The sequence below is a fragment of the Mucilaginibacter gossypii genome (assembly GCF_900100945.1).
Classification (GTDB): Bacteria; Bacteroidota; Bacteroidia; order Sphingobacteriales; family Sphingobacteriaceae; genus Mucilaginibacter; species Mucilaginibacter gossypii.
Map to the genome: position 1 here is coordinate 1 of NZ_FNCG01000042.1, position 2,282 is coordinate 2,282.

Genomic DNA, 2,282 nt, shown 5'->3' on the forward strand with positions numbered 1-2,282 from the left:
CCCATTCCGAACAGAGAAGTCAAGCCCGCCAGAGCCGATGGTACTGCGGTAAAACGTGGGAGAGTAGGTCGGTGCCACCCTTTATCACTTTCAATGGTGCAATATCGCAAAAGCCTTAGCTAATAACTAAGGCTTTTTGCGTTATTGGCCGTTTCATAGGCCTGTCATACTCTCCATAGCGCGCTTCAGCGGCAACAAAAAATTACAAGTTAACACGCATACTTTTTATTGCGGTAACAATAACTTACGATGATTTTTTTATGTTTGCGCTTCCAAAAATAGCCCCATGGAATTTGAAAAATTAGCAGCCCAAATTAAAGCAGAAATAGCAAAACTGGATACCACGCCCGAGCTTGATAAAATCAACAGGGCTTTTGACGAGAAGATCCGCAAGGTGGAGGAAGCCCGCCGCGAGAAGCTGGCTACCGTGCCTGATAATGCCGTAGAACGCAAAAAACTCATCGCCGCCCTCGAAGCCCTTGGCGAAAAGTATGTTGAACCTGCTAAGAAGAAGAGCAGGGAATAAGGGATTGATTTTGTAGAAGAATTTAAAAGGTCTGCCAGGGTTTGGCGGGCCTTTTTGTTTGTTGGGGTGTCTGGTTGTGTGGGGGGCAATGATGGTTTCGGAGCATTGGCGCTTACCTGTATTGTACTGTTCAATTTTTGAAAGTGTAAACACCTGGTGTTTTATTGTAAAATTGAACGCCTGATAATCAGTGTTTTATAGATTAGTAAATCTGTTCAAAATCGCGATTTGAACAACTTGTATTTGATAATCAGTTGGTTATGTAAATTGGTTTTTGAACGTTGAACACCCGGTTTTTAAAAATTGAACACTGACAAAATGCTGCCACCATTGGGGGGCTTTTTAGTGGGTAAATTTGAGTGCCTTTCATGATTGCCGGCAGGTTGGCGGCAAATAACGATGGATGTTTCGGGCTTTTGAGCGGCCGGACAGGGGCGCGACAAATTATGGACCATACTGCAGAAAAACCCCTGGTTATTCGAATGATTCAAAATGAGGTGCGGGAAGCGGCGGCTAAGCTTGGGCGCAAGGGGGAGGTGGTGATCTCCGACCCGGATGCCGTGGTTGAGTTGTTTGATATTTACCCGGCCAATGAGTGGATGGCTATGGAAACTGAACACGAAACGCCCCAAATGCTGTTTGGCAACTTCTGGCTGGAGGGCGAGCTGTGCATCCTGTTTGCCGATACCAATATGGGCAAAAGCCTGCTGGCCGTGCAACTGGCCGACAGCATTACCCGGGGCGAACCCATTGCTCCCTTTACGCTTGGGGCCGAGGCCTCGCCGGTGTTGTATATTGATTTTGAACTTACCGGCAAGCAGTTTGAACAACGCTATACCGACGGCCAAAACCGTTATCAGTTTGCCACCGAATTTTACCGCGGCGAATACAACCAGTTTAACCGCGCAAGCTCGCATTATCAAAAGCTGGACAGGTATGTGATTGAAGCTTTAACTCGGGGCATTAAGCGTACCGACGCCCGAGTGCTCATCATTGATAATATTACCTGCCTGCGCAACGGAACCGAGAGCGCCGGGGCTGCCCTGTTGCTGATGAAGGAACTGAAAAAGCTTAAAACCCGCCATGGCGTGAGTATCCTGGTATTGGCCCATACGCCTAAGCGTAACCCGCGGCTGCCGCTGAGCCGCAATGATTTGCAGGGCAGTAAGATGCTCATCAATTTTTGCGACAGTGCTTTTGCCATGGGCGAAAGCCACTCTGTACTCGGCCAGCGCTATTTAAAGCAGATTAAGCAGCGCAGCACCGCCGAAACTTATGGTGCCGACAATATATGCCTTGCCCAACTGGAACGGCATCACGGCTTTTTAAAGTTTGTTTTTACGGGCAATGACTGCGAGAAAAACCACCTGCGCGACGCCTCCAGGCAAGAACGCGAACGGATGCACCGCGAGGCTAATAAATTAAGCGATGAAGGTTTAAGCCAGCGGCAGGTGGCGGAGCGGCTTGGCCTGAGCGTGGGGAGTGTGAACAGGATGTTGAATAGCCAGTTGTAAATCGGCGCTGTAAATAACTTTCGGCTGGCGCACGCGTGTCGCGTGTGTCTTATTGGAGTTGCCTGCTCTTTATGGCTGAATGATTATCCGAATAAAAGATTATAAGTTTTGTGATGATTAGATATAGCATGCGAAGCACACGCAACACGTGGCCGTTGCACAACGAATACTTAGACAACAAATAAGTATTCGTTATCTAATCACTTTCCTGAAAAACCTGATTAGGTGTAGTAAAAACGGGA

At 47.9% G+C, this 2,282-nt stretch carries 2 protein-coding genes and 1 rRNA gene; all 3 read left to right on the forward strand.

Annotated elements, in window-relative coordinates:
* Nucleotides 1-80: ribosomal RNA gene (gene rrf / locus BLS28_RS31700) — 5S ribosomal RNA — on the forward strand; the annotation flags it as partial.
* Nucleotides 81-286: 206 nt separating this feature from the next.
* The gene (locus BLS28_RS30420; RefSeq protein WP_090535008.1) at nucleotides 287-526 is read left to right on the forward strand and encodes a hypothetical protein; all 240 of its coding nucleotides are present in this window, start codon (nucleotides 287-289) and stop codon (nucleotides 524-526) included.
* A gap of 446 nt (nucleotides 527-972) precedes the next feature.
* Nucleotides 973-2,040, forward strand: coding sequence for an AAA family ATPase (locus tag BLS28_RS30425; protein ID WP_218134533.1), 1,068 nt, complete (start codon nucleotides 973-975; stop codon nucleotides 2,038-2,040).
* The last annotated feature ends 242 nt before the right edge of the window (nucleotides 2,041-2,282 follow it).

Coding starts and splice junctions, on each gene's coding strand:
- BLS28_RS30425 (WP_218134533.1), top strand. CDS start 973: ATGGACCATACTGCAGAAAAACCCCTGGTTATTCGAATGATTCAAAAT.
- BLS28_RS30420 (WP_090535008.1), top strand. CDS start 287: ATGGAATTTGAAAAATTAGCAGCCCAAATTAAAGCAGAAATAGCAAAA.